This is a genomic window from Pannonibacter sp. Q-1, assembly GCF_054073275.1.
Window position 1 is genome coordinate 764,952 of record NZ_JBSXNB010000002.1, and the last position, 26,194, is coordinate 791,145.

Here is a 26,194-nt window from a genome sequence, read left to right on the forward strand (position 1 = left end):
CGGCAGCCAGCCGGATGCTGCCATCTTTGGTCAGCTCCAGTCTTGATCTTTTTTCCGGGACCCAGCTTGCACAGGGTCCAGAAATATTTCAAGCCTAAAACATTTACAGATTGACCCAACCTGCAGGCGGCTCCTTGCCGGGGTGGATGGTGCCGCATTTCGGGCAGGTGCGCTTGGCCTCGTCCGCGTAGAAGGCCTTGTAGATCGGCGGCAGGTCGTCAACGATCGACTCAAGATCCACCTCGGCCCTGTGCACCAGCGCCTTGCACTCGAAACAGTACCACTCCACCGCATCCAGCGCGCCTTCCGGGCGGGCCGGTTCGATGACGAGGCCGATGGAGCCTTCCTGCGGGCGCTGGGGCGAGTGGCGCACATGCGGCGGCAGCAGGAACACATCCCCTTCCCGGATCGGCACGTCGTAGAACTCTTCCCCGTCATAGAGCTTCAGCAGCATGTCGCCCTTCAGCTGATAGAAGAATTCCTCAACCGGATCATCGTGATAGTCGGTGCGCTTGTTCGGCCCGCCGACGACCGTGACCATCAGGTCCGCGTCCTTGAACACCATCTGGTTGCCGACCGGCGGCTTCAGCAGGTGCTTGTGCTCGTCGATCCACTTCTGGAAATTGAAGGCTTTCAATCTGGCCATTGCCGTTCTCCTCAGGGTCTTCAGACCGCTCTTGTCATTTTGGGGTAGCGGGACGCCGGATCAGGAGGCCTTGCGGGCGCCATCATCCAGCCTGAGCCCGCAGGCGTCAAATGCCGCCCGTGTGCGGGCCTTCTCGTCTTCGGTCAGTTCCAGCATGGGCGGGCGCACCCGTCCGCCGGTCTGGCCCAGCAGGTCCTGCCAGTACTTCTGGTGGGCATGGGGCTTTTCGGCAGGACGCGTGTCCTTGAGCGCCCGGCGGACCGGCTCAAGGGAATCGCGCAGCGCCCGCGCCTCTTCCGCCTTGCCTGCAAAGGCCAGATCCGTGTAGGCACGCATCCGCCTGTCGGCGGCGGTCTGCAGCAGATAGGGCGGTGACGAGCACAGATAGAGCTGCCAGTTCAGCTCCAGAATGTTGTCGAGCCACTCCTCCTCCGAGGCGGTGGAGACGAGGATCCGGTCTCCGGCGAGCGCAGTCAGCTTTTTGTACATCTCGCGCGGCACTGAGTATTTGATCGCCACCACCGTCTCGATATCCGCCAGCCGATTGCATAGTTCCGGGCTCATCAGATAGCCGCTGTCCGGGTGGGACCACAGCGCAATGCCGATATCCACCTTCGAGGCGATGGTTTCGTAGTAGCGCAGCAGCGTCTCGTCCTGCGCCTTGAAGAAATGCAGGATGGGCGCGTGGACGACGATATAGTCTGCACCGCAGGCCTGCGCATGGCGGGCAAGATCGATCACCACATCCATGTTCTGGTCCGAGCAGGACATGATCGTCTGGGCCCGCCCGCCTGCCGCCTCAACCGCCAGATCAAAGCAGCGCTTGCGCTCGTCCACGGACATGGAGAAGAACTCGCCCTGCTTGCCGGCGATGAAGAAGCCATCGATGCCAAGATCATCGATCCAGTGGTTCATGTTGGCGCGGAAGCCGTCCTCATCGATGGACAGATCTTCCCGGAACGGCATCAGGGCCGCTGCCCAGATGCCGCGCATGGTGGCAAAAGCATGAGCCTTGGCGTCCTTGCGTGTGTATTTCATCCTCATTGCCTTTCGGGCAGATGCCCTCCGAGGGGCAAAGTTGCGCAGGACGGCTGCTTTGGCCGTCAGATTTCCATGCGGTGGGAAACGGTCTTCACCACCGTGTAATGCAAGATGCCTTCCGCCCCGCCCTCACGGCCAAAGCCGCTTTCCTTGACCCCGCCGAAGGGCGTCGCAGCCACCGAGGCTTCCAGCGTGTTGATGGACACATTGCCCGCCTCCACCTCGTCGGTGATGCGGTCCACATTGGCGGCGGAGTGGGTGAAGGCATAGGCGGCAAGGCCGTAGGGCACGCTGTTTGCCCGAGCAATCGCCTCGTCGAGCGAACGGACGGGATTGATCACCGCCAGCGGGCCGAAGGGCTCTTCCTGCATGACACGGGCATCATCGGGCACTTCCGACAGGACCGTGACCGGATAGAAGTAACCCGGCCCCTTGGGCCGCTCTCCGCCGCACAGAAGCTTTGCCCCCTTGGCCAGCGCATCGGCCACCAGCATTTCCATCGCCTCTACCCGGCGGTGATTGGCGGTCGGCCCCATCTCGGTGTCCGGATCAAGGCCATTGCCCATCTTCACCGCCCTGGCGCGGGCAACGAAGGCGTCCCGATAGGCGCCAAAGACAGTTTCATGCGCAAAGAAACGGGTGGGCGAGGTGCAGACCTGACCGGCATTGCGGGCCTTGCGGATGGCGGAAACGGTGCCCGCCTTCTGCGCATCCGCATCCTCGCAGATGATCACCGGCGCATGGCCGCCCAGTTCCATCAGCACCGGCTTGGCGTGGCGGGCGGCGATGCCCGTCAGATGCTTGCCCACCACCGTGGAGCCGGTGAAGGCGACAAGGCGCACCTGCGGCTTGGGGATGAGATACTCGGAAATCTGCGCCGGAACGCCGAATACAAGATTCAGCACGCCCGCTGGCAGGCCCGCATCATGGAAGGCGCGGGCAATGTGCCAGGCACCGGCGGGCGTTTCCTCTGCCGCCTTGAGGATGATGGAGCAGCCGGAAGCGAGCGCCCCTGCCACCTTGCGTGCGGGCTGGCTGAGCGGAAAATTCCAGGGCGAGAAGGCCGCCACCGTGCCGATGGGCTGGTGGTGGACGATGTAGCGGATGCCCGGTTCACTCGGGATCACCCGGCCATAGAGCCGTTCTGCCTCGCCGGCATCCCACTCGAAGAACTCCGCGCCGCGGATCACCTCCAGCCTCGCCTGCTGCAGCGGCTTGCCATGTTCGCGGGTGATATCGGCGGCTATTGTCCCGATCCGCTCGCGCAGCAGGGAGGCCGCCGTGCGGATGATCCGCGCCCGCTCCATCGGCGCGGTGCGCCGCCACACGGCAAAGCCCTTTGCTGCCGCCTCCAGCGCGTCATCCAGATCCGCCGTGGCTGCAACGGGCAGCCTGCCGGTCTCTTCTTCGGTTGCCGGGTTGATCACGCGCAAGGTCTCGCCGGTCTTGCGCCACGCGCCGCCGATATAGAGCTGGAGGTCCGGATAGTCGTGCATGATGGGGCCTTCTGTTCCTTGGCTCTTTCGCCCTCGCCAGCAGCCTGTGAGGCCGCAGGGCGAAGCGTGTTGAAGGCAGGATCGGCGAAAGCTGAATTATCGGCAAGACAGATTTATCTGATAAATTTATACCGTATTTCATATCAATTAGACCGGTGGCGGAGTGCCCCCATGAAAATCACCCTGAAGCAGATCCAGAGCTTTCTCGCCGTGGCGGAGGCTGGCAGCTTCTCTCTCGCCGCCAAGCGCCTCAACACCGCCCAGCCGGCATTGTCTCAGTCCGTCAAGGATCTGGAGACTGATCTTGGAGTGCGCCTGTTCGACCGCACGACCCGGCGGGTGGAGCTGACGGCGGCAGGCGAGGAGTTCCGCCACTCCTCCGCCAAGGTGCTGGAAGATCTGGAACATGCGGTGGAAGGCCTGCACATGCTGGCAGACCGGCGGCGCGGCAAGCTGCGTGTGGCGGCCCCACCGCTGCTCGCCAGCTTCGTGCTGCCGCAGGTGATCGCCAGCTTTCAGGCATCCTCACCCGGCATTGCCGTGCAATTGTCCGATGTGGGCACCGAGCAGATCCTGGAGGCCGTGCGCAGCGGCAGGGCCGACTGTGCCGTCGGCACCTTTCCCCCGGCAGGCGATGACATCGAGCGCCAGCCGCTCGTGCGCGACAGCCTGATGCTGTTCTGCCGGGAGGACAGTGCTTTTGCCGCAAGGGACAGCGCGGTCTGGTCCGGCCTTGCCGAGGCACCGCTTGTGACGCTGACACGGGACTCCGGCATCCGCCTGCTGGTGGAAGTGGGCTTTGAAAGCGTGCGGATCGAGCCCCGGATCAGCTTCGAGGTGACGCAGATCACCACTGCTCTGGCGCTGGTGGAGGCAGGGCTTGGCGTTGCCGTCCTGCCCGCCTATGCGCGCGCCGCCGTGCGCGGGCCCGGCATTCGCGCGCTGCCCCTGGAAGAGCCGGTCATCACCCGCGAGATCATGCTGCTGAAATCCCGCGACCGCATGCCCACCCCTGCCGCACAGGCCTTCATCGAGCACCTGACCCGCGCCCTCAGACGGCTGGCGGCGGTATAAGGGGCCGGACTCAGCCCCTTCCCTTCAGCTCGCCTCCTTCAACCGGAACCGCTGGATCTTGCCGGTCTGCGTCTTGGGCAGGGCGTCAGTAAAGAGGATGCGGCGCGGGTATTTATAGGGTGCGATGGTTGCCTTTACGTGATCCTGCAGGCGCTTGACGGTCACAGCGTCGGGCTCGACACCGGCGCTCAGCACCACATGGGCTTCCACGATCTGCCCGCGCTCCTCGTCCGGCGCGCCGATGACGGCGCATTCCAGCACGTCGGGATGGGCCAGAAGCGCGGCTTCCACATCCGGCCCGGCGATGTTGTAACCGGCGGAAATGATCATGTCGTCGTTGCGGGCGGCAAAGTGGAAATAGCCCTGCTCGTCCTGCCAGAAGGCGTCCCCGGTGATGTTCCAGCCCTCGTGCACGTAACCGGTCTGGCGGCTGTCGGAGAGATAGCGGCACCCGGTCGGCCCGCGCACAGCCAGACGCCCCACCTCGCCGCGCGGCATCTCGCGGCCCAGATCATCAACGATCCGCGCCTCGTAGCCGGTGACGGGGCGGCCGGTGCAGGCCGGGTGGCTGTCGCCGAAGCGGTTGGAAATGAAGATATGCAGCATTTCCGTGGCGCCGATGCCGTCTAGCATCGGCTTGCCGGTCTTGGCCATCCACTCCTCATAGACCGGCGCCGGCAGCGTTTCGCCCGCCGAGACGGCGGCACGCAGGCTGGACAGGTCCGCCCCCTCGTCCATGGCCTTCAGCATCACGCGGTAGGCCGTGGGGGCAGTGAAGCAGACCGTGGCGCGGTATTTCTGGATGATCTCGATGAGGTTCGGCGGCGAGGCGGTTTCAAGCAGCGCCGCCGCCGCCCCAAAGCGCAGCGGGAACACGGCAAGGCCGCCAAGGCCAAAGGTGAAGGCGAGCGGCGGCGAGCCGACGAACACGTCATCCGGCGTCACGCCCAGAACCTCGCGGGCATAGCCGTCCGCGATGATCAGGATGTCGCGGTGGAAGTGCATGGTCGCCTTGGGATCACCGGTGGTGCCCGAGGTGAAGCCCAGCAGCGCCACGTCATCGCGGCCCGTCTTCACGGCTTCAAAGCGCACCGGCTTGCCCAGCGCCGCCCGGTCCAGTTCCGCGTCATGATTGGCGGTGCCGTCGAAACCGATGACGGTCTTCAGGTAGGCAGAATCCTTGGCGCAGGCGACCATCTCGTCCATCAGCCGCGTGTCGCACAGGGCAAAGGAAATCTCCGCCTTGTCGACGATCTTGGCCAGTTCGCCTGCCCGCAGCATCGGCATGGTGTTGACCACCACGGCACCGGCCTTGGTCGCCGCCAGCCAGCAGGCCACCATGGCCGGATTGTTGGCCGAGCGGATCAGCACCCGGTTGCCGGGCTTCACGCCATAATCCTCGACCAGCGCATGGGCGATGCGGCTCGTCCAGTCGGCCAGCTCCTTGTAGGTGCGCTGGCGGCCGTTGCCGATCAGCGCCACATGGTCGCCGAAGCCCTTTTCCACCATGCGGTCGGTCAGCTCGACGCCGGCGTTGAGGTAGTCGGGATAGTCGAAGCCCTCGAGCTTCAACTCCGGCCACAGTTCCACGGGCGGCAGGTTGTCCCGGGTGAATGTATCCACATGGGCACTCGGACCCAGTTTCAGCGCAGCTGTCATCATCAATCCCCTGGATGGTTGCCCGCTGTCGCGGACCTGCGGCCCTTCCATTTTGCGGAAGCGGGTTTTCCCTTGAGCCGCCTTGTCTTGTTCCTGAGCGTCGTCTTCCCGAATGTCACGATCCGCGCGTGCGGATCACTCCGGCACCACGGCGGTTGCCTCGATCTCCACCAGCGCCTCGTCTTCCACGAGCCCGGCCACCTGCACCAGCGCCATGGCCGGGAAGTGCTTGCCGAGCACCTTGCGGTAGACGGCGCCCACATCGCGCAGGCTGGCGAGATAAAGCTGCTTGTCGGTGACGTACCAGGTCATCCGCACCAGATGCTCGGGTCCGGCCCCGCCCTCGCGCAACACCTCGACAATGTTCTTCAGCGTCTGCTCCACCTGTCCGGTGAAGTCCTTCGCCTCGAATTCCTGCTGGCCGTTCCAGCCGATGAGGCCGCCAAGAAAAAGCATGCGGCCGCTGGCGGCGACGCCGTTGGAATAGCCCTTGGCGGGCTTCCAGTTGCGCGGGTTCAGAAACGCGTGCGGGCTTTCGGCGGTGGAGGCATCTGCCGTTGTCTGTGTCATGTGGCCTTCCCGTCTTCCTGCGGGGCCATCCGCCCCGCTGATTGCATTCAAATTCCGGTTCGCTCAGCGCGCCTCGCCCAGCGCGGCGCGGGCGATAACGATCTTCTGCACGTCGCTCGCCCCCTCATAGATGCGCAGGGCGCGGATCTCGCGGTAAAGGCTTTCCACGGCAAAGCCCTTGCGCACGCCATCGCCGCCATGCAGCTGCAGGGCCGTGTCGATGACGCGCTGGGCCGCTTCCGTCGCGTGCAGCTTGGCCATCGCCGCCTCGCGGCTGACGCGGGCCGCGCCCATGTCCTTGGTCCAGGCAGCGCGGTAGATCAGCAGCGCCGAAGCATCCACATCCAGCGCCATATCGGCGATATGCCCCTGCACCATCTGCAGCTCGGACAGCGGCGCACCAAAGAGCTGGCGCTGGCGCACGCGGGCCAGCGCCTCGTCCAGCGCCCGGCGGGCAAAGCCCAGCGCCGCTGCACCGACGGTGGAGCGGAACACGTCCAGCACCGACATGGCGATCTTGAAGCCATCGCCGCGCTTGCCGATCAGTGCCGTTTCCGGCAGGCGGATGCTGTTGAAACGCAGATGCGCCAGCGGATGGGGTGCCATCACCTCGATGCGCTCGACGATCTCCAGCCCCGGCGTATCCGCAGGCAGCAGGAAGGCGGAAAGCCCCTTGGCCCCCGGCGCTTCGCCCGTGCGGGCAAACACGACGTAGAGATCGGCAATGCCGCCGTTGGAGATGTAGGTCTTCTCACCGGTCAGGATGAAGCCGCCCGGAACGGCCTCTGCCGCTGCGGTGCTGTTGGCCACATCCGAGCCGGAGCCCGGCTCCGTCAGGGCAAAGGCGCTGATCGCGGTGCCAGAACGGGTGCGCTCCAGCCACTTGCGCTGCTCCGCCGTGCCGAACAGGGAGACGGCGCCCATGCCCAGCCCCTGCATCGCAAAGGCAAAATCGGCAAGCCCGTCATGCCGGGCCAGCGTTTCACGGATGAGGCAGAGGCTGCGCACATCCAGCGTCTCGCCCTCGCCTGCCCCCGAATGGCGCAGCCAACCGGCCTGACCCAGATCGCGCACCAGCGTACGGCAGGCCTCGTCCGTGTCGGCGTGATCGACATGAAGATGGGCGGCGCACCAGGCATCCAGCGCCTCGGCCAGTTCGCGGTGGCGGGTCTCGAAGAAGGGCCAGGAGAGGAAAGAGCGGTCAGCCATCTCAGTTGCCCTCGAAAACCGGTTTCTGCTTGGCGACAAAGGCATGGTAGGCGCGGGCAAAGTCCTGCGTCTGCATGCAGATCGCCTGCGCCTGCGCTTCCGCCTCGATGGCCTGCTCCAGACCCATGTTCCATTCCTGGTTCAGCTGGGTCTTGGTGATGCCATGGGCAAACACAGGCCCGGAGGCGAGCCTTGCGGCCAGCGCCATGGCCTCGTCTTCCAGCTTGTCCGCCGCATGCAAGGCATTGAAGAAGCCCCAGCGCTCGCCCTCGGCGGCGCTCATGGTGCGGCCCGTGTAAAGCAGCTCCGCCGCCCGGCCCTGTCCGATGATGCGCGGCAGCATGGCGCAGGCGCCCATGTCGCAGCCCGCAAGGCCAACGCGGGTGAAGAGGAAGGCCGTCTTGGCTTCCGGTGTTGCCAGCCGCAGGTCGCTGGCCATGGCAATGATCGCTCCGGCCCCGACGCACACACCATCCACCGCCGCAATGATGGGCTTGCCGCAGCCGATCATCGCCTTCACCAGATCTCCGGTCATGCGGGTGAAGGCAAGCAGGCCCTTCATGTCGAGCCCGACCAGCGGGCCGATGATGTCATGCACATCCCCGCCCGAGCAGAAATTGCCACCGTTGGAGGTAAAGACCACCACATCCACGTCCTCGGCATAGACGAGGGCGCGGAAGGTGTCGCGCAACTCGGCGTAGCTGTCGAAGGTCAGCGGGTTCTTGCGGTCGGGACGGTTGAGGCTGACACGCGCGATGCGGTCCTTCACCTGCCAGAGAAAGTGCCGGGGCTTCAGATCAGCCAGAGCGGTCATTGCGCGTCCTTCCCGAGTTTCTTCAATATGTCCTTGAGCGCGTCCAGATCCGCGTCCGTCAGCCTGGCGAAGAGCTGATCCACCTCCCGCTCATGATCGGCGGCCAGCTTTTCGAACTGCGCCAGCCCCTCGTCCGTCAGCGACACATGCACCGTGCGCCGGTCCGCCTCGAAGGGCACACGGCGGACGAGGCCATCCTTCTCCAGCCGGTCCACCACCGTGGTGGCGTTGCCGTTGGAGACAAGCAGCAGGCGTGACAGCTCGCTCATGCTCAGCGGCACGCGGCGGCGGTAAAGCGCGGCCATCACGTCAAAGCGCGGCAGCGTCGTGTCATGCTCCACCCGCAGAAACTCGCGCAGATGCGCTTCCGCCATGCGGGTGACGCCGAGAATGCGGATCCAGGTCTTCAGCCGGCGCTTGGAGAGCGGCACGGAAGCTGCTTCCGTTTCCTGCACGGCTGTTTCCCTCTCTGCGCTCATACCTCGCCTCCCGAAATGGCCATTGCCTGCCCGTTCACCCCGTCAGATCCGGCAGCGCACAGATAAAGAGCCATGGCCGTCACCTCCTGCGGGGTGATGAGGCGCTTCTGCGGATTGGTGTCCGCAAGGGCGGCCATGGCGTCGTCCCGGTTCTTGCCGGTCTTGGCCATGATGTTCTGAACGGAGCGTTCCGTCATCTCCGTATCGAGGAAGCCGGGGCAAATGGCGTTGACCGTCACCGGACGGCGGGCCACTTCCAGCGCCAGCGCCTTCACAAGGCCGACAACCCCGTGCTTGGCCGCCACATAGGGCGCCACATAGGGATAGCCTTTCAGCCCTGCCGTGGACGCAATGGCGATGAGCCGCCCCCAGCCGTCCATCCGGGCAAGCCCCTCGCGGAAGGTGAGGAACACACCGGTCAGGTTCACCGCCAGCATGGCATTCCATTGATCCAGCGACGTGCGGCCAAAGGGGGCGCTTTCGGCAGCGCCCGCATTGGCAATCACCACATCCACCGGGCCTGCAGCCTCGAACAGCGCCTTCACGGAAGCTTCATCCGTCACGTCCGCCGTCAGCGCCCGCACGCCCGGCAGGGAAGCCGCCACTGCCTGCAGCGGCTCTGCCCGCCGTCCGGTGATGATGACCTGCGCTCCGGCAGCATGGAAGCCGCGGGCCAGATCTGCCCCTGCGCCCGTACCGCCGCCCGTGATGAGAACGCGCCGTCCTGCCACCGTCATGCCCGGATCACCTCTCCCGCAGCCTTGGCGCCATCCACCTTGGCTTTTGCCTGTTCGGCAAGGCGCAGGGCCTGATCACGCCCGGCAAGGTAGGGCAGCGGCCAGCTGGCCTTGCGGTCGCCCTGCTCCACCGCCGCATGCAGCGTCCAGTAGGGATCGGACAGATGCGGACGGGCAAGGCAGACCAGATCGGCACGGCCTGCCATCAGGATCGAGTTCACCTGATCGGCCTCTGTGATGTTGCCCACCGCCATGGTCGCCAGACCTGCCTCGTTGCGGATGCGGTCGGAGAACGGGGTCTGGAACATGCGGCCATAGATGGGGCGCGCATCCGTCGTCGTCTGACCGGCGGAGACGTCGATGATGTCGGCACCCGCCTCAGAGAAGGCCCGGGCGATCTCCACCGCCTCGTCCGGCGTCACGCCAGCCTCACCCACCCAGTCATTGGCAGAGATGCGCACAGACATGGGCTTATGCTCCGGCCAGACGGCACGCATGGCGCGGAAGACTTCCAGCGGATAGCGCAGGCGGTTTTCAAGGCTGCCGCCATATTCATCGTCCCGAACGTTCGACACCGGCGAGATGAAGGACGACAGGAGATAGCCGTGAGCGGCGTGCAGCTCGATCATGTCGAACCCGGCGCGCTCTGCCATCTTCGCCGCCTCGACGAACTGGCCGAGCACCAGATCCATGTCGCCCCGGTCCATCGCCTTCGGCACCGCATTGCCCTTGGACCAGGCAATGGCGGAAGCGGACAGCAGCGGCCAGTTGCCGTCCGGCAGCGGCGCATCCATGCCTTCCCAGCCAACCTGCGTCGAGCCTTTGCGGCCCGAATGGCCGATCTGGCAGCAGATCTTCGCTGCCGTCTCGGAATGGACGAAATCCGTCAGCCGCTTCCAGCCGGCCTCATGCTCCGGCGCATAGAGGCCGGGGCAGCCGGGGGTGATGCGCCCTTCCGCCGACACGCAGGTCATTTCGGTGAAGACGAGCCCTGCCCCGCCCTTGGCCCGCTCGGCATAATGGATCAGATGCCAGTCGCCCGGCACCCCGTCCACCGCCTTGTACTGGGCCATGGGCGAGACGACGATGCGGTTCTCCAGCCGCATGCCGCGCAGCGTAAAGGGAGCGAACATCGGCGTGCGGCCCGGCTGGCCGCCGGCCTGCTTCTGGAACCAGTCTTCAGCGGAGCGCAGCCATTCGGGATCGCGCAGGCGCAGGTTTTCGTGGGAAATGCGCTGGGACCGGGTGAGCAGCGAATAGTTGAACTGCACCGGATCAAGATCCAGATAACGCTCCACCTGCTCGAACCACTCCAGCGAGTTGCGTGCGGCAGACTGCAGGCGCAGCACCTCGATGCGGCGCTCTTCCTGATAGCGTTCGAAGGCCGCTTCCATGCTGGCTTCGCTATGGAGATACGTCGCCAGCGCGATGGCACTGTCAAAGGCAAGCCGGGTGCCGGAGCCGATGGAGAAATGCCCCGTCGCCGCCGCATCGCCCATCAGCACCACATTGCCGTTATACCACTTCTCGCAGATCACCCGCGGAAAGTTCATCCAGACGGCAGAGCCGCGCAGGTGCGCCGCGTTGGACATGAGCTTGTGGCAACCGAGATGCGCGGCAAACACCTTCTCGCAGGTCTCGATGGTCTCTTCCTTGGACATGTGCTCGAAGCCGAAGCGGTCCCAGGTTTCCTGCGTGCATTCGACGATCACCGTCGCCGTATCGGCATCGAACTGATAGGCATGCACCCACATCCAGCCGTGTCCGGTCTTCTCGAAGATGAAGGTGAAGGCATCATCGAACTTCTGGTGCGTGCCAAGCCAGATGAACTTGCACAGGCGCAGATCCACATCGGGCTTGAACACATCGGCATATTCGCGCCGCACCAGCGAGTTGATGCCGTCGCTGGCGACCACGAGGTCATAGTCCTTGCGGTACTCTTCAGCGGTCTTGAACTCCTGCTGGAACTCCAGCTTGATGCCCAGCTCCCGCGCCCGCTCCTGCAGGATGATCAGAAGTTTCTTGCGGCCAATGCCGGCAAAGCCGTGGCCGCCGGAAACGGTGCGCACGCCATCATGGACGACCGCAATGTCGTCCCAGTAGGAGAAGTTGGCGCGGATCTCTTCCGTGCTCTTCGGGTCATTGCGCGCCATGTTGCCCAGCGCATCATCGGACAGCACCACGCCCCAGCCGAACGTGTCATTCGCCTTGTTGCGCTCCAGCACCGTGATGTCATGGGCCGCATCACGCAGCTTCATCGAGATTGCAAAATAGAGCCCCGCAGGCCCGCCTCCCAGGCACAGGATCTTCATTGCCGCAGTCCCTTCCGTTTGTCTTGTTGAGCATGAGCCTGCCACCAGCCGGAAATTATTTCAAGCTTGAAATATCGCCCTGCGAAACGAAACTTCAGGGGCGGACTGAACAGGCCGATATGCCGATCCGGGAGCCGTTTCAGCATGAAGTCTTGCCATTTGGCATTAAATATCTTATTTTATGCCAAAAGGAGCTGACCATGCTGCAGGAAATCCCCCGCACCCGCGCTGTGCCGGACGTGCCGCAGATCACCGCCGAAGAAGCGGCGGCGATGGCGCGGGCGGTGATCCGGCTGTTCGAGCGCTGGCAGTTGTCCGATGCGCAGGCGCGGGAGATTCTCGGCGGTCTGCCAGCCCGCACCCATGCGCGCTGGAAGGCGGGTGAGCCGGGGCGCATCGACCGCGATCTGGCCACCCGCCTCTCCCTGCTGATGGGCATCCACAAGGGCCTGCGTTATCTCTTCACCGAAGCGGAACGCGGTTACGCCTGGGTGCGCAAGCCCAACCCGGTGTTTGGCGGGCGCACGCCGGTCGAGGTGATGGCGCAGGGCGACATATTCTCGCTGGCCCGCGTGCGCGCCTATCTCGACGCGGAGCGCGGCGGCTTCTGATGAATTCAACGGCCCTTACGCGGGTGGAGTGGCAGAGCGCCTTCCGCCTCATCCGCTCCATCCATCCGCCTGTTGATCTGTTCGAGGACATTGCCGACCCGCAGGACTGGGAAGCGCTTGCCTCGGCCGAATCGAAGACCAATCCGCGGATCTGGGACCATCTCGGGCAACTGGATCTGGTGCCGCCGCACCGGCGGGTGAGCGGCCCTGGCGCCAGCTATCTGATGGCACCTTTCGTCCATGTCAGCACAGACCGGCCGGGCCGCTTCACCGATGGCACCTATGGAGTCTACAGCGCGGGCAATGCAGAGGAAGTGGCGATCCGGGAAGTCGCCCATCATCACGGCCGCACCATGCGGGCCACGCAGGAAGCGCCGGGCTGGACCTCCCAGTTCCGCATGCTTACCTGCCGCCTTGATCTTGAGCTGCATGATGCAAGACCGGACGTCCGCTATCACCACCCGGATGACTATGCCCCCTCGCAGGCACTGGGCCGGGATCTGAGAGCCTCAGGTGCCAACGGTATCCTCTACCGCAGTGTCCGTTGCGAAGGCGGAGAATGTGCCGCCATCTTCTGGCCGGACCTCATCCCCGTTCCCCTGCAAGCCGATCACTTCGACTTCCACTGGAACGGCACCACCGCCGACAAGGTGCGCAACTGCCGGACGGGAGCGATTTTCGGGCTGTGAAAGATAAAAAGAGCCGCCCCCGTAAGGCACACAAATAATTCAAGCTTGAAGCGACTGGTCTATTTTGCAACAGGGGCAAGGCAAGTGGCGCAGGGGCGGTTTTTACGCCGTTTCCCCGGTTGCCTGCCGCCTGTGGCTGCGCTAGGCAAACAGGCATGAACACGCAGATGATCCGCATGGGCTGGTGGTGGCAGGACGCTTGATTGGCGGCCTTGCGATTTCTCATGTTCTGACGTGATCGAAGTTGACCCAAAGGCCGCCGCGGCAAGACCCGCAGGCGGCCTTTGGTCTGTCTGGGGTCTGGCCGGGGGAAGGCCTGGACCTGAACTGGAGGATGGACGAATGCCGGTACCGGCTGAGCAGACTTTCAAGACCAAGGGCGGCATTGCCGTCACGCGCGGCGCACGCCCGGCCGATTATGCGGAAGGCACCTCCCGCTGGATCGACCGGCTGGATGCAGAGCGCGGCGCGGTCCTCTCCTCCTCCTATGAGTATCCGGGCCGCTACACCCGCTGGGACATGGCACTGGTCAATCCGCCGCTCGTGCTGGAATCGGCAGGGCGCAACGTCGAAATCCGCGCGCTTAACGCCCGTGGCCTCGTTCTGCTGCCGGCCATTGCCGGGGTGCTGGCCGCCCATCCGGACGTGGAGGACTTCGCTGCCAGTGAGGGCCGCATGACCCTGACGGTGCGCAAGCCCGCCGCTCCCTTCCGCGAGGAAGACCGCTCGCGTCAGGCCTCCACCTTCTCCGTGGTGCGGACCATCAAGGAGCTCTTCGCCTGCGATGACGATCAGCTCGGCCTTTACGGTGCCTTCGGCTATGATCTGGCCTTCCAGTTCGAGCCGATCGAGCTGAAGCTGAAGCGCCCGGCGGACCAGCGCGATCTGGTGCTGTTCCTGCCCGACGAAATCCTCATCGTCGACCACCATGGCCGCCGCGCCTATGTGCTGGAATATGACTTCGAGGTGGATGGCAAACGCACCCACGGCCTGCCGCGTGACGGGGAGAAGCAGCCCTATCAGCCGGCCAATGAAGATCCGGGCCGGGGCGACCATGAACCGGGCGAATATGCGAAGATCGTGGACCGGGCCAAGGAGTATTTCCGCCGGGGCGACCTGTTCGAGACCGTGCCGGGCCAGACCTTCTACGAGCCCTGCGCCAACCCGCCTTCGGCCGTCTCCCGCCGCCTGCAGCAGATCAACCCTTCGCCCTATTCCTTCTTCATCAACCTCGGCAATGCGGAATATCTCGTCGGCGCCTCGCCGGAAATGTATGTGCGCGTCACCGGCGGGCGGCGGGTGGAAACCTGCCCCATCTCCGGCACCATCCGGCGCGGCAAGAATGCCATCGAGGATGAGGCGCAGATCCGCAAGCTGCTGAACTCCGCCAAGGACGAAGCCGAGCTGACCATGTGCTCGGACGTGGACCGCAACGACAAGAGCCGCGTCTGCGTGCCCGGCTCGGTCAAGGTCATCGGCCGCCGCCAGATCGAGATGTATTCCCGCCTGATCCACACGGTGGACCATATCGAAGGCATCCTGCGAGAGGACATGGACGCGCTCGACGCCTTCCTCTCCCATGCCTGGGCCGTCACCGTCACCGGTGCGCCGAAGCGCTGGGCGATGGAATTCATCGAGAACAACGAGAAGAGCTCCCGCGCCTGGTATGGCGGGGCCATCGGTGCCGTGCTGTTCAACGGCGACATGAACACCGGCCTCACCCTGCGCACCGTCCGCATCAAGGACGGCGTCGCGCAGATCCGCGCCGGTGCGACGCTGCTCTATGACAGCATTCCGGAAGACGAAGAGGCCGAGACCGAGCTGAAGGCCGAAGCCATGCGCGCCGCCGTGCGCGAGGCGGGGCTGGCCGTGAAGGCCACGGAAACCGTGCGCGAGAAGAAGCCCGGAGCGGGCCTCAAGATCCTGCTGGTGGACCACGAGGACAGCTTCGTCCACACGCTGGCCAACTACTTCCGCCAGACAGGGGCCGATGTGGTCACCTACCGCACGCCCGTTGCAGACCACGTGTTCCATGACGTGAACCCGGATCTGGTGGTGCTCTCCCCCGGTCCCGGCAGCCCGAAGGACTTCGACTGCGCCGCCACCATCGGCCGTGCCCGCGCGCGCGGACTGCCGGTGTTCGGCGTCTGCCTCGGCCTTCAGGCTCTGGCCGAAGGGCTGGGCGGCGAACTTGGCCAGCTCGACGTGCCGATGCACGGCAAACCCTCGCCCATCAGCCTCACCGGCAATTCGGTTCTGTTCGAGGGCTTGAGTTCACCGGTCACGGTCGGCCGTTACCACTCGCTGTTTGCGAAGAAGGACAAGCTGCCCGCAGACTTCCGCATCACGGCGGAGACGGAAGACGGGGTCATCATGGCCATCGAGCACACCAGCGAGCCGATCGCCGCCGTCCAGTTCCACCCGGAAAGCATCATGTCCCTCGACCAGGACGCCGGCCACCGCATCATCGAGAACGTGGTGACCCGCCTGGTGAAGACGCGCCGGGCGTAAAGTGCGATCCCCCGGTGCAGAACCTGTGCCGGGGGATATTCCAAGGCTTGGCTTCCAAGCTCCTCAAACACCAGCCTTCTTCAGCACCTTGCGGAATTTTGCCGCCACCTTGCCAAAGCCCTCATCCGTGCCGTGGATCTCGTCGATCCAGTCCGTTACATCCGGCATGGCGCCCCGGCAGTCGACAAGCCAGACCCCTGTCTGCTTGGGGTCACCCGCCACACGCTCCAGCATGTCGTAAAGCGCATCCACCAGAAACTTGATGATGTTGCGCCTCAGGGCATCGTCCACGATGCCCCGCGCATCCAGCGGTTCGCCCAGCCATTCATCCCGCTTTGCATGCTTTGGCTTGCGCGGGTCCTTTTTCTGCTTCAGTTCCGGATAGGCATGGTCATAGCCGTGAATGAAGACCGGCAGCGTCTTGAACTCCGTATACTGGCGGATGTTGGTGATCACATCCCGGTAGGCTCTTTCAAGGAAGGCCAGCTTTTCGCCAAGCACCGCCATGTTGATGTGCCCGGGCACATCTTTTGCGTTGCTGTTGAACGGCTTCAGAATGTCATGCAGCGCCGCCTTCCCCGTCGCCGGATCCTCGCCGATAATGTCGTTTCCCGCGGCAGAAAACAGGAAGCCCTTCACGTTATCCTTGTATTTCCAGAGAGCGGCCAGATATTCGTTCCCGCCCTTGCCCGCGGGACCATAGACCATGTTTTCCGCAGTATCTCCGGCGGCGGCAACGGAATAGATCAGGTAATCCTTGCCCAGATGATCGACGACATCCTTCACAAGCAAGGGAAACTGGTGCCAGCTATCTCCCTCTTCAACGAGAACGGGCAGCTTTTCACCCGAGTTGAACCGGTTGCGGAACCGGACCCAGCGCCGCCAACGCTCCAGGTTGTTGCCGATGCCAAGGGCACTTTCCAACTCTGCCTGTTCAGGCTGTATATCGACCTTTTTCGGGTCCGGAATAATGGCGAAATCCAGACCGTGATGCCGTGCCCGAACCTTGGCAACAGTCAGAATTTCCTCATCCGTGGACTCCGGATCAAGAAGAATGTCCAGATACTCAGCGTAGCTGATTTTCTCTGGCATGACTTGCCCCCTTTTCTTATTCCCCTACGTTAACTATACCTTAAATTGCATACTGGTCAACGCACTAGTTGATATGGGGGAGCGTCATGCGGGAAGAAGGCACCGTCACACTTTCTGAACTGGGGGATGAGCTTGCAGAAGCAGCTGCAGGGCGCGTCCAGAAGAACCTGCGCAACCTGCGCAGAGCGCTCAAATATGCAAGCCAGGGCCTTGTCTCGCCGACAGAAACGAAGGCGCGTATTGAACGCTATCTGCAAGGACAAAGCCGCCCGCCAGAGCGCCAGCGAGCCCTGATTGAAGGGCATGACGATCTGGGCAAGGAAGCGCTGATCGGCACCAGCGACCTGCTGTCGGTCGAGTTTCTGGAGGCCGGACAACTTGCCGCCAGAGCCGTTGCCTGCATTCAGATCGCAGGCGGAGCCATCAGCGGGACGGGCTTCCTGGCCGGGCCCGGCCTGCTGCTCACCAATCAGCATGTTCTGGAAACACCGACCATGGCCGCTGCGGCGACGGCAGTATTTGGCCATGAGGAGCAAAAATTCGGCATACCCTCAGCGACCAGCGAATATGCGCTTGATCCAGGCACGTTCTGGCTTGCCAACAGAGAGCATGACTTTGCACTCGTGGCCGTTGCTCCGGTCGGCGACACCGGCGTTCCCTTGACGGACTTTGGCTGGCATCCGCTGCTGGACGAAGGCAAGATCCTTGAGGGCCATCCGGTCAGCGTGATCCAGCATCCGCAGGGACGGCCGAAATGCATCGCCCTGCACAACAGCTATTTCCTGCTGCTGGGAAAGACGGACGATGAGGATCGGTTCTGCTGGTATACAGCTGATACTGAAAGAGGAAGCTCCGGCGCGCCTGTCTTCAGCCGCGACTGGCAAGTCGTCGCGTTGCATCACAAGGCCGTGCCGAAGACCAATGAGGATGGGGAGATCCTCGACCGCCTCGGCGAACCAATGCCGCGCGTGGAATATGAGCGCTATCCCGACCGGGCAGATCATGTCGCCAACGAGGGCATCCGGGCATCCCGCCTCCGGCGGTTCATCGCCAGTGCCCCGCTGGAGGTTTCCGCACACGCGGCCCTGCGGGATCAACTCGTCGCCCACTGGGACAGTCCACAAGCCCGCTCCTTACGGGCGCGTTTTCCAGCGCTCTGAACCGTGCTGGATGCCCGTCAGCACTGGATCTGGAGCAGCCAGCTCCTCACCGCCGCCAGGTCTTCACCGCTGACAGCATCAGGCTGGTTTCGGTGGCGGAGACGCCTTCTATGAGGCGGATGCGGTGGAGGGCGGCGTCGAAGGAGGCGAGATCCGGGGTGGCGAGTTCGATCACCAGATCCCAGCGGCCATTGGTGGTGTGGATCGAGCGGGCCTCCGGCATGCCGCTGAGGCGGCGGATCACCGCATCGGCCCGCTTGCCCTCGATGGCCAGCATCATCATGGCGCGGATCGGCAGGTCCTGCCCCTCGTTGCGCAGAACGGCGGTGAAGCCCTGGATCTCGCCGCTTTCCACCAGCCGCGACAGGCGCGCCCGCACGGTGGCGCGGGAGAGTTTCAGGTCCAGCGCCAGATCCGAGATCGAGCGGCGGCCATCCGCCCTGAGGGCTGCGATCAGCGCCAAGTCTGTATCGTCCAGCATGCGGCATCCTTCCAGTTTGGGAAGTTCAGCTTATCACTCTGGATAGCCTGCTGCCCAGAGTGCACAATTTTTTGTCTTCAGACTGCCATCTGATGGCTGCACTCTGGAAGAGATGCAGATCCGCAGTGAAGGAGGCCGAGGGATGACGCAGATTGCGCTTGTGGGAGCACCGGTGGAAGCAGGCGCAGGGCGCAGGGGCTGTCTGATGGGACCAGCCGCCTATCGCACCGCAGGCCTTCAGGAAGAGCTGGAAGCTCTGGGCCTTGCCGTCGAGGATCACGGCGACGTTGCGCCGGATCAGGCGCTCGACGTTCCGGACTCGGACCCGAAGCTGAAGAACCTGCGCGCCGTTGCCGGCTGGACGCGGGCGCTTTACCGCAAGGCCCGGTCTTTGGCGGCGGGGCCGCAGATGCCCATCTATATGGGCGGCGACCATGCGCTGGCTCTTGGCACCCTCGCCGGGCACGCAGCCCATGCGGCCGGTGCCGGGCGGCCGCAATTCGTGCTGTGGCTCGACGCCCATTCCGACATCAACACCTTCGAAAGCACGGTCAGCGGCAATCTGCACGGCACGCCGGTTGCCTTTGCCTGCGGCTTGCCGGGCTTTGACGTGATGCTGGGGGAGAAGCTGGACACGCCTATATCGCCGGGCAACCTCTGCCTGCTCGGTCTGCGCTCGGTCGATCCGCCGGAACGGGCGCTGATCCGGGAATTCGGCATCACCGCCCATGACATGCGCGCCATTGACGAGAACGGCATCGCCCGCCTGCTGGAACCGTTTCTGGAGCGCTGCGCCCGCGCCAACGGCTTCCTGCATGTGAGCCTTGATGTGGACTTCATCGACCCGGACATCGCCCCGGCGGTCGGCACCACCGTGCCGGGCGGCGTCACCTTCCGCGAGGCGCATCTGGTGATGGAGATGCTGCATGACAGCGGCCTCGTCACCTCGCTGGACCTGGTGGAACTGAACCCCTTCCTCGACGACCGGGGCCGCACCGCCCGGCTGATGGTGGACCTGACCGCGAGCCTCTTCGGACGGCGCGTCATGGACCGCCCGACCCGCAGCTACTGAACGGGAGCCAGAAAATGACCACCACCGCCAGCCATCCGGCACAGGATACCCCCTCGCCTCTCGCACTGGTACCCTTCGTCAGCGTCGGCAACATGATGCGCATTCTGAATGCGGTGGGCGTCGAAGCCTTCATCGAAGGGCTTGCGGCTGTGATCGAGGAGGATTTCCGACGCTGGCCGCTGTTCGACAAGACGCCGCGCGTCGCCTCCCATTCGAGGGAAGGCGTCATCGAACTGATGCCTGCGTCGGATGGCGTTGCCTATGGCTTCAAATATGTGAACGGACATCCGAAGAACACCCGCACCGGCCGCCAGACCGTAACCGCCTTTGGCGTGCTCGCAGAGGTGGAGACGGGCTATCCCGTGCTCCTGTCGGAGATGACGATCCTCACCGCCCTGCGCACCGCCGCCATGTCGGCGCTGGCGGCAAGGTATCTGGCCCCGGCGGATGCCCGGTCCATGGCGATCATCGGCAATGGCGCGCAGTCGGAGTTTCAGGCTCTTGCCTTCCGCAAGCTTCTGGGTGTGGACCGTTTGCGGCTCTATGATATCGACCCGGTGGCCAGCCGCCGCTGCGCCCGCAATCTTGAAGGCTTCGGCTTCGACATCACCGTCTGCTCCAGCGCCGAAGAAGCGGTTGAAGGTGTTGCCATCATCACCACGGTGACGGCAGACAAGCAGCGGGCGACCATCCTCACTGACAACATGGTGGCCAGTGGCCAGCACATCAACGCGGTGGGCGGCGACTGCCCCGGCAAGACGGAACTCCACCGGGATATCCTGCTGCGCTCGTCCATCTTTGTCGAATATACGCCCCAGACCCGCATCGAGGGCGAGATCCAGCAGCTTGCGGCAGATCATCCGGTCACAGAACTGTGGCAGGTGATTGCCGGAGACGCGCCGGGCCGCCGGTCGGCGCTGGAAACGACGCTGTTCGATTCCGTCGGCTTTGCGGTGGAGGATTTCTCTGCCCTGCGTTATCTGCGCGGGCTTTTGAAGGATCTGCCCTATTGCGAAATGCTCGATCTTCTGGCGGACCCGGATGATCCGCGGGATCTGTTCGGCATGGTCCTGCGCGCCAGTTCCTCTAGCTGACGGATCCAGCGCGGGAAATATCATGCAACGGGACAAGGGATGTCAGATCCGGTCAGCACTGAGTCGGATCAGCATCCGTATCAAGCCCGTTTCCACACCTTGAGCTCAACCTGGGCGCGATATTTTCCAGATAAAGTTTCAAATTCAAGAAACAAACTTCTCATGAGGCGAAGATCATTTCGCTGTAGGCGATATAAACATTTATCACCCTTAGTAATACAATTCAAAAAACCTACATTTCCTTCTCTCTCAAAGATTTTCACGTGACAAGAGTGCAGCCTATGACATACCAAAGTTGCGTATCAGAGACATAGCTGCTTACCAGTCCTGCAGGAACCGGCGGAAGCCCCCATGCAACGCAACGTGATTATTGAATTGATGAGCATGATCGCCGGCTTCTTCGGCGGCATCGTCATTTCTTACATTTTCGGCTGGGGCCTTCTGTTCGGCATGCTTGTGACGGTAAGCCTCGGCGTTTTTGGCGATTGGCTTTACGGCCGCAAGGCGCGGGGGCGCGAGGCGCGCAGCCGCCGGAACTGAAGGCAGATGCCTTGAACTGGCCAAAAGAAAAAGCCGCCGGCAGAACCGGCGGCTTTGTCATTTGGTGGCCATGCAGCCAGCTTACTTGCGTGTCAGCTGGTCCACATCACGCACGGCGCCGCGGGCGGCGGAGGTGGTGAGGGCGGCATAGGCCTTGAGGGCTGCCGAAACCTTGCGGGTGCGCGGCTTTTCCGGCTTCCAGGCGTCAGCGCCTTTGGCTTCCATCTTCGCGCGGCGCTCTGCCAGCACTTCGTCGCTCACATCCACGCGGATGATGCGGTTCGGGATGTCGATGACGATCGGATCGCCATGCTCCACCAGACCGATCGCGCCGCCTTCCGCCGCTTCCGGAGAAGCGTGGCCGATGGACAGGCCCGAGGTGCCGCCGGAGAAGCGGCCATCGGTGATGAGCGCGCAGGCCTTGCCGAGGCCCTTGGACTTCAGGTAGCTCGTCGGATAGAGCATTTCCTGCATGCCGGGGCCACCCTTCGGGCCTTCGTAACGGATGACCACCACATCGCCTGCCTTGACCTTGCCGGTGAGAATGTCGCTCACCGCCTGATCCTGGCTTTCGCAGATATAGGCCGGGCCGGAGAACTTCAGGATGCTCTCGTCCACGCCCGCCGTCTTCACGATGCAGCCATCCAGCGCGATGTTGCCGAAGAGCACGGCAAGGCCGCCGTCCTTCGAAAAGGCATGTTCGGCCGAGCGGATGACGCCGGTCTTGCGGTCGGTATCGACGCCTTCGCTGTAGCGGCGCGACTGGGAGAACGCTTCCTGCGTCGGCACGCCGCCGGGGGCTGCCGAGTAGAAGGTGTGAACGGCTTCGCTCGAGGTGCGCACCACATCCCAGCGGTCCAGCGCATCCTTCATGCTGGCGGCATGAACCACCGGCAGCGAGGTGTCGATGAGGCCGGCACGGTCCAGTTCGCCCAGAATGCCCATGATGCCGCCAGCGCGGTGCACGTCTTCCATGTGCACATCCGGCACAGAAGGCGCGACCTTGCAGAGCACCGGCACGCGGCGAGACAGCCGGTCGATATCGGTCATGGTAAAGTTCACCTCGCCCTCATAGGCGGCGGCAAGAAGATGCAGAACCGTGTTGGTGGACCCGCCCATGGCGATGTCCAGCGTCATGGCGTTCTCGAAGGCCTTGAACGAGGCGATGCTGCGCGGCAGCACGCTTTCATCGTCCTGCTCGTAGTAGCGGCGGGCGAGATCGACGATCAGGTGGCCGGCTTCGACGAACAGGCGCTTGCGGTCGGCGTGGGTGGCCAGCGTCGAGCCATTGCCCGGCAGCGCGAGGCCCAGAGCCTCGGTGAGGCAGTTCATCGAGTTGGCAGTGAACATGCCCGAGCAGGAGCCGCAGGTGGGGCATGCGGAGCGCTCGATCACCTTCACGTCCTCTTCGGACACGCGGTCATCGGCTGCTGCCACCATGGCGTCCACCAGATCCAGCGCCTTGGTGGTGCCGTCGGCCAGCACCGCCTTGCCCGCTTCCATCGGGCCGCCGGAGACGAAGACCACCGGAATGTTGAGGCGCATGGCGGCCATCAGCATGCCCGGGGTGATCTTGTCGCAGTTGGAAATGCAGACCAGCGCATCGGCGCAATGGGCGTTGACCATATACTCGACCGCATCGGCGATGATCTCGCGCGAGGGGAGCGAATAGAGCATGCCGTCATGGCCCATGGCGATGCCGTCATCCACCGCGATGGTGTTGAATTCCTTGGCAACACCGCCTGCCTTCTCGACCTCGCGGGCGACAAGCTGGCCAAGGTCCTTCAGGTGCACATGGCCCGGAACGAACTGGGTGAAGGAGTTGGCAATGGCGATGATCGGCTTGCCGAAATCGCCGTCCTTCATGCCCGTGGCGCGCCACAGGCCGCGCGCGCCGGCCATGTTGCGGCCGTGGGTAGAGGTTCTGGAACGATAGGCGGGCATCTGGAACTCCCTGGGGTTATCCTATTGGCGGCCTCTTTGTCCGCCTCACGCTTGTTGCGTGCTTCAAATGTAGGGTTTGGCAGGTTTTTGGGGCGAGCGAAAGGGCAGAAAACCCAAAAAGAGTACGCTGCGGTACGGTTCCGGTAAAAGTTCTGCTATAGTTAGCCATTGACCTCACAATCGGATCAGAATAGTTATCCATATGGCTAACCAACAGCAGCCACTCGACGCCCTGTTTCATGCCCTGTCGGATCCCACCCGGCGGGCAGTGCTTCAGCGTCTGGGCGCGGGAAGTGCCAGCGTCAAGGATCTTTCCGGACCCTTTTCGATGGCCCTGCCCTCGTTTCTCAAACACCTCGCTGTCCTCGAGGACAGCGGGCTGATTACAACGCATAAGTCGGGCAGAACCCGAACCTGTAACCTCAACAAGGCGGCTTTTGCGCCGGTGGACGACTGGCTTTCAAGCCAGAAGGCGATGTGGACGGCACGCACGGACCGGCTGGCGGCCTTTGTCGAGGCGGAAACCGCATCTGAGGAGGACTGACATGTTTGATCCCGCGCTTGACCTCGAAATTTCCCGCATCATCAAGGCTCCACCGGCCGCGATCTGGAACGCCTGGAAGGATCCGGCCGCGCTCGCCAAGTGGTGGGCACCGGAACCGGTCGTGACCGAGGTACACCAGCTCGACCTGCGGCCTGGCGGCGCCTTCGAGACGACGATGACCCTGCCGGACGGCACGAAGATGAACAATATCGGCTGCTTTCTCGATGTGATCGAGAACCGCCGGATTGTATCAACGGACGCCCTTCTGCCGGGCTACCGGCCGCGCAAGGAAGGTTTCATGACCGCGATCATCACGCTTCAGGAGGTCGATGGCGGCACGAACTATGTCGCACGTGTCCTGCATGGGAATCGCGAGGACAAGGACATCCACGAAAAGATGGGCTTCCACGATGGCTGGGGCACCGCCCTGACGCAGCTGGCAAATTTCGTCGAAGGCCACTGACGGAAAACGGCCTCGCGGTTGGGGGTGGCCGCGAGGCCGTCCCGGCTGGCGCACAGAGAGGACTGCACCAGCCGGAAAGCATGTTCAGGCTGGGCCTTAGGCAGCTGCACTATCCTCAAGGGCCGGATAGTCGGTGTAGCCCTTGGTGCCGCCGCCATAGAGCGTGTCGCGGTCCAACTCGTTGAGCGGGGCGTCACGGCGCAGGCGCTCCACCAGATCCGGATTGGAAATGAAGGGGCGGCCGAAGGCGACCATGTCCGCACGGCCGCTTTCCACCGCCTCGATGGCGCTGGCCCGGTCGTAGCCGTTGTTGGCGATGTAGATGCCGTTGAAGCGGGCACGCAGGGCGCCGATGTCCTCGCCCGGCTTCAGCTCGCGCGTGCCGCCGGTCTGGCCTTCCACCATGTGCAGATAGGCAAGGCCGTAGCCGTTGAGAATGTCCACGGCGCGGGAGAAGGTCTCGACCGGGTTGTCATCATGAATGCCATTGGCATTGGAGAAGGGGCTGAGGCGCACGCCCACCCGGTCCGCGCCGATGGCATCCACCACCGCGTCCATGACTTCCTTGAGGAAACGGGTGCGGTTTTCCAGGCTGCCGCCATAGGCATCCGTGCGGGTGTTGGAGCCAGTGCGCAGGAACTGGTCGATGAGATAGCCATTGGCTGCGTGGATCTCGACGCCGTCGAACCCGGCAGCAATCGCATTGCGGGAAGCCTTCACATAGTCGGCGACGATACCGGCGATCTCCGAGGTCTCCAGCGCGCGCGGCTGCGGCGTGTCGACAAAGCCGTTGCCGTCATAGACCTTGGACTGGGCAGCAATGGCGGACGGCGCAACCGGTGCGGCGCCGCCCGGCTGCAGCACATTGTGCGAAATGCGGCCGACGTGCCAGAGCTGGATCACGATCTTGCCGCCCTTGGCGTGAACGGCATCCGTCACCTTCTTCCAGCCCTCCACCTGGGCATCGGAATAGATGCCCGGCGTCCAGGCATAGCCCTTGCCCTGCGGGCTGATCTGCGAGGCTTCGGTGATGATCAGGCCGGCGCTGGCACGCTGGGCGTAATACTCCACGTGGATGTCATAGGGCGTATCATCTTCGGCGCGGGCGCGGTTGCGGGTCAGTGGCGCCATCGCAATGCGGTTCGCCAGCTTCATGCGGCCAGCCTGCACGGGTGAGAAAAGCTTTGCTTCCGTCATGATGTCTTCCTTCTTCCGGGTTGCTTTCCGCCCTTTCTGGATCAAACAGTCCATAATTGAGCGGGATTTGAGATCTGGTTCTGCGTGAGGGGGTCTAGGCGGGGACGGCTTGCGGCGGAGCCAGAAGCCGGGCAAGCCCTTCGTCCAGCGCCGAGGTGATATAGGCCTCGTCCAGGCCGGACTTGCGCAGGGTCAGCGTGCCGATGGCAAGCGCGGCCAGCGCCCTTGCCCGGGCCCGCAGGGGCTCCGGCCCGTTTTCATCCAGCGCCTCGGCGATGATCGCCTCGATCCGCTCCAGATGATGGCGGCCAAGCGCGGCCACCTCCTCGTTCTGGGGGGCAAGCTCGGTGATGCAATTGACCAGCAGGCAGCCATGCTTGCCGCCGGACGGGTCCGCCAGCGCCCGCAGCATGGCGGCCACCGCCTCTGCCCGGTGCGCATGCGGCGCATCGCCAATAGATTTCAGCGCCTCAAGCGCCGTTGCCGAATAGCGCCGCAGGGCGGCCAGCAGCACGTCCTGCTTGGAGCCAAAGGCGGCATAAAGTGACGAACGGCTGATGCCCATCGCCTGTGTCAGGTCGTCCAGCGACGTCGCCTCGAAGCCCTGACGGCGGAACAGCTCCAGCGCCGCACGCAGAACCTCACCCTCGTCATAGGAACGCGGGCGGCCCGGACCGGCAGTTGCACCGGCAGCAGAGAGGCGTGGTTCGGCAGTCTTTTTCGTCATGGCCTTGAATATGGACTGCTCAGTCCGTAATT

At 63.8% G+C, this 26,194-nt stretch carries 25 protein-coding genes; 10 read left to right on the forward strand and 15 right to left on the reverse strand.

Annotated elements, in window-relative coordinates:
• Window positions 1–103 precede the first annotated feature (103 nt).
• The 3 genes from ACVNHC_RS07555 to ACVNHC_RS07565 form a co-directional block, all read right to left on the reverse strand.
• Entirely contained in the window at window positions 104–646 is a 543-nt protein-coding gene (locus tag ACVNHC_RS07555) for a 3-hydroxyanthranilate 3,4-dioxygenase (RefSeq protein ID WP_019962580.1), read from the reverse strand.
• Window positions 647–706: 60 nt separating this feature from the next.
• Window positions 707–1,684 carry a dihydrodipicolinate synthase family protein gene (locus tag ACVNHC_RS07560; RefSeq protein ID WP_457166858.1) on the reverse strand — a complete coding sequence of 326 codons (978 nt, stop codon included), beginning with the start codon at window positions 1,682–1,684 and terminating at the stop codon, window positions 707–709.
• A gap of 65 nt (window positions 1,685–1,749) precedes the next feature.
• The gene (locus ACVNHC_RS07565; protein WP_457166859.1) at window positions 1,750–3,183 is read right to left on the reverse strand and encodes an NAD-dependent succinate-semialdehyde dehydrogenase; all 1,434 of its coding nucleotides are present in this window, start codon (window positions 3,181–3,183) and stop codon (window positions 1,750–1,752) included.
• A gap of 171 nt (window positions 3,184–3,354) precedes the next feature.
• On the opposite strand from ACVNHC_RS07565, the gene ACVNHC_RS07570 reads away from it, so the two are divergent.
• The gene (locus ACVNHC_RS07570; protein ID WP_050471273.1) at window positions 3,355–4,257 is read left to right on the forward strand and encodes a LysR family transcriptional regulator; all 903 of its coding nucleotides are present in this window, start codon (window positions 3,355–3,357) and stop codon (window positions 4,255–4,257) included.
• A 24-nt stretch (window positions 4,258–4,281) separates the two neighbouring features.
• Here the strand turns inward: ACVNHC_RS07570 and ACVNHC_RS07575 are convergent, their stop codons facing one another.
• The 7 genes from ACVNHC_RS07575 to ACVNHC_RS07605 all read right to left on the reverse strand — a co-directional run bounded on the left by ACVNHC_RS07575 (window position 4,282) and on the right by ACVNHC_RS07605 (window position 12,037).
• A complete protein-coding gene (locus ACVNHC_RS07575; RefSeq protein ID WP_457166860.1) occupies window positions 4,282–5,916 on the reverse strand; it encodes an AMP-binding protein in 1,635 nt (544 codons plus the stop codon).
• A gap of 135 nt (window positions 5,917–6,051) precedes the next feature.
• A complete protein-coding gene (locus tag ACVNHC_RS07580) occupies window positions 6,052–6,486 on the reverse strand; it encodes a RidA family protein (RefSeq protein WP_019962585.1) in 435 nt (144 codons plus the stop codon).
• 63 nt (window positions 6,487–6,549) lie between these two features.
• On the reverse strand, window positions 6,550–7,695 hold the full coding sequence (locus tag ACVNHC_RS07585; RefSeq protein WP_457166861.1) for an acyl-CoA dehydrogenase family protein: 1,146 nt from the start codon (window positions 7,693–7,695) through the stop codon (window positions 6,550–6,552).
• 1 nt (window position 7,696) lies between these two features.
• The gene (locus ACVNHC_RS07590) at window positions 7,697–8,509 is read right to left on the reverse strand and encodes an enoyl-CoA hydratase family protein (protein ID WP_457166862.1); all 813 of its coding nucleotides are present in this window, start codon (window positions 8,507–8,509) and stop codon (window positions 7,697–7,699) included.
• On the reverse strand, window positions 8,506–8,988 hold the full coding sequence (locus ACVNHC_RS07595) for a MarR family winged helix-turn-helix transcriptional regulator (RefSeq protein WP_050471269.1): 483 nt from the start codon (window positions 8,986–8,988) through the stop codon (window positions 8,506–8,508). Before ACVNHC_RS07595 ends, ACVNHC_RS07590 begins: the two co-directional genes overlap by 4 nt.
• The gene (locus ACVNHC_RS07600; RefSeq protein ID WP_050471268.1) at window positions 8,985–9,725 is read right to left on the reverse strand and encodes an SDR family NAD(P)-dependent oxidoreductase; all 741 of its coding nucleotides are present in this window, start codon (window positions 9,723–9,725) and stop codon (window positions 8,985–8,987) included. Before ACVNHC_RS07600 ends, ACVNHC_RS07595 begins: the two co-directional genes overlap by 4 nt.
• A complete protein-coding gene (locus tag ACVNHC_RS07605) occupies window positions 9,722–12,037 on the reverse strand; it encodes a bifunctional salicylyl-CoA 5-hydroxylase/oxidoreductase (protein ID WP_457166863.1) in 2,316 nt (771 codons plus the stop codon). Before ACVNHC_RS07605 ends, ACVNHC_RS07600 begins: the two co-directional genes overlap by 4 nt.
• Before the next feature lie 200 nt (window positions 12,038–12,237).
• Between ACVNHC_RS07605 and ACVNHC_RS07610 the strand changes: the two genes are divergently transcribed.
• The 3 genes from ACVNHC_RS07610 (at window position 12,238) to ACVNHC_RS07620 (ending at window position 15,848) form a co-directional block, all read left to right on the forward strand.
• Window positions 12,238–12,648 carry an MbcA/ParS/Xre antitoxin family protein gene (locus ACVNHC_RS07610; protein WP_058900249.1) on the forward strand — a complete coding sequence of 137 codons (411 nt, stop codon included), beginning with the start codon at window positions 12,238–12,240 and terminating at the stop codon, window positions 12,646–12,648.
• Complete coding sequence (locus ACVNHC_RS07615; RefSeq protein ID WP_457166864.1) at window positions 12,648–13,337, forward strand: RES family NAD+ phosphorylase; 690 nt, start codon at window positions 12,648–12,650, stop codon at window positions 13,335–13,337. Before ACVNHC_RS07610 ends, ACVNHC_RS07615 begins: the two co-directional genes overlap by 1 nt.
• A gap of 342 nt (window positions 13,338–13,679) precedes the next feature.
• Window positions 13,680–15,848, forward strand: a complete 2,169-nt coding sequence (locus ACVNHC_RS07620) for an anthranilate synthase component I (RefSeq protein WP_457166865.1) — start codon at window positions 13,680–13,682, stop codon at window positions 15,846–15,848.
• A 63-nt stretch (window positions 15,849–15,911) separates the two neighbouring features.
• Here ACVNHC_RS07620 and ACVNHC_RS07625 read toward each other — a convergent pair whose 3' ends face one another.
• The gene (locus ACVNHC_RS07625) at window positions 15,912–16,940 is read right to left on the reverse strand and encodes a hypothetical protein (RefSeq protein WP_457166866.1); all 1,029 of its coding nucleotides are present in this window, start codon (window positions 16,938–16,940) and stop codon (window positions 15,912–15,914) included.
• Window positions 16,941–17,026: 86 nt separating this feature from the next.
• On the opposite strand from ACVNHC_RS07625, the gene ACVNHC_RS07630 reads away from it, so the two are divergent.
• Window positions 17,027–18,100: a trypsin-like serine peptidase gene (locus ACVNHC_RS07630; protein ID WP_058900252.1), complete on the forward strand. Its 1,074-nt coding sequence runs from the start codon at window positions 17,027–17,029 to the stop codon at window positions 18,098–18,100.
• A 46-nt stretch (window positions 18,101–18,146) separates the two neighbouring features.
• Here ACVNHC_RS07630 and ACVNHC_RS07635 read toward each other — a convergent pair whose 3' ends face one another.
• Window positions 18,147–18,578 (reverse strand): Lrp/AsnC family transcriptional regulator, encoded by a 432-nt coding sequence (locus tag ACVNHC_RS07635; RefSeq protein WP_050471403.1) that lies wholly within the window; start codon window positions 18,576–18,578, stop codon window positions 18,147–18,149.
• Window positions 18,579–18,723: 145 nt separating this feature from the next.
• Between ACVNHC_RS07635 and rocF the strand changes: the two genes are divergently transcribed.
• From rocF to ACVNHC_RS07650, 3 genes are all read left to right on the forward strand, one after another.
• Entirely contained in the window at window positions 18,724–19,653 is a 930-nt protein-coding gene (gene rocF, locus ACVNHC_RS07640; protein WP_457166867.1) for an arginase, read from the forward strand.
• A gap of 14 nt (window positions 19,654–19,667) precedes the next feature.
• Complete coding sequence (locus ACVNHC_RS07645) at window positions 19,668–20,747, forward strand: ornithine cyclodeaminase (RefSeq protein WP_457166868.1); 1,080 nt, start codon at window positions 19,668–19,670, stop codon at window positions 20,745–20,747.
• A gap of 351 nt (window positions 20,748–21,098) precedes the next feature.
• Window positions 21,099–21,287 (forward strand): hypothetical protein, encoded by a 189-nt coding sequence (locus ACVNHC_RS07650; RefSeq protein WP_050471259.1) that lies wholly within the window; start codon window positions 21,099–21,101, stop codon window positions 21,285–21,287.
• 81 nt (window positions 21,288–21,368) lie between these two features.
• On the opposite strand, the gene ilvD is transcribed toward ACVNHC_RS07650, so the two are convergent.
• Window positions 21,369–23,231 (reverse strand): dihydroxy-acid dehydratase, encoded by a 1,863-nt coding sequence (gene ilvD, locus ACVNHC_RS07655; RefSeq protein ID WP_050471258.1) that lies wholly within the window; start codon window positions 23,229–23,231, stop codon window positions 21,369–21,371.
• A 202-nt stretch (window positions 23,232–23,433) separates the two neighbouring features.
• On the opposite strand from ilvD, the gene ACVNHC_RS07660 reads away from it, so the two are divergent.
• Both ACVNHC_RS07660 and ACVNHC_RS07665 read left to right on the forward strand, forming a co-directional pair.
• Entirely contained in the window at window positions 23,434–23,775 is a 342-nt protein-coding gene (locus tag ACVNHC_RS07660; RefSeq protein WP_058900256.1) for an ArsR/SmtB family transcription factor, read from the forward strand.
• 1 nt (window position 23,776) lies between these two features.
• The gene (locus ACVNHC_RS07665) at window positions 23,777–24,238 is read left to right on the forward strand and encodes an SRPBCC family protein (RefSeq protein ID WP_122519757.1); all 462 of its coding nucleotides are present in this window, start codon (window positions 23,777–23,779) and stop codon (window positions 24,236–24,238) included.
• Window positions 24,239–24,334: 96 nt separating this feature from the next.
• Here the strand turns inward: ACVNHC_RS07665 and ACVNHC_RS07670 are convergent, their stop codons facing one another.
• Together ACVNHC_RS07670 and ACVNHC_RS07675 are read right to left on the reverse strand one after the other, a co-directional pair.
• Window positions 24,335–25,435 (reverse strand): alkene reductase, encoded by a 1,101-nt coding sequence (locus tag ACVNHC_RS07670; RefSeq protein WP_058900891.1) that lies wholly within the window; start codon window positions 25,433–25,435, stop codon window positions 24,335–24,337.
• Between the two features lie 94 nt (window positions 25,436–25,529).
• Window positions 25,530–26,162, reverse strand: coding sequence for a TetR/AcrR family transcriptional regulator (locus ACVNHC_RS07675; protein WP_055455573.1), 633 nt, complete (start codon window positions 26,160–26,162; stop codon window positions 25,530–25,532).
• Window positions 26,163–26,194: the final 32 nt, after the last annotated feature.